At 72.6% G+C, this 457-nt stretch carries 1 protein-coding gene; it reads right to left on the reverse strand.

Annotated features, from left to right (window positions below):
• A partial coding sequence (locus FQ705_RS01155; RefSeq protein WP_186307758.1) for a flagellar basal body P-ring protein FlgI occupies nucleotides 1-457 on the reverse strand: 457 nt, incomplete at both ends.

The following is a 457-nucleotide window of genomic DNA, read 5'->3' on the forward strand; positions in this document are numbered from 1 at the left end:
ATGCGCCCGTCGAGCACGGTAGCCACGCCCGGCCCGAAGCTGGCGTTCACCGCGATGACGATGCGCTCGGCGGTGCCGTAGTCCATGTCGTTCAACTGCAGCTGCAGCGTGCCGTTCATCTGCGCCAGCGCGTTGGGCACCGAGCGCTCGACGATCGCGCCGCCGGCGATGCGCCCCGCCGCCAGCTGGTTGACCTGCACGCGGCTGCCGTTGGCGCTCGCGCCGGCGCCGCCCACCGCCATGTTGCCCTGGGCCAGCGCATAGACCTGGCCGTCGGCGCCCTTGAGCGGCGTGAGCAGCAGGGTGCCGCCGCGCAGGCTCTTGGCGTTGCCCAGCGAGGACACCGTCACGTCGATCGCCTCGCCCGGCCGCGCGAAGGGCGGCAGGGTCGAGGTCACCATCACCGCCGCGACGTTCTTGAGCTGCAGGTTCGACAGCGAGGCGGTGCCGCCCGTCG

Origin of the sequence: Paraburkholderia sp. BCC1884, assembly GCF_900996225.1 — a bacterium.
In the GTDB taxonomy this organism is placed as follows: Bacteria; Pseudomonadota; Gammaproteobacteria; order Burkholderiales; family Burkholderiaceae; genus Paraburkholderia.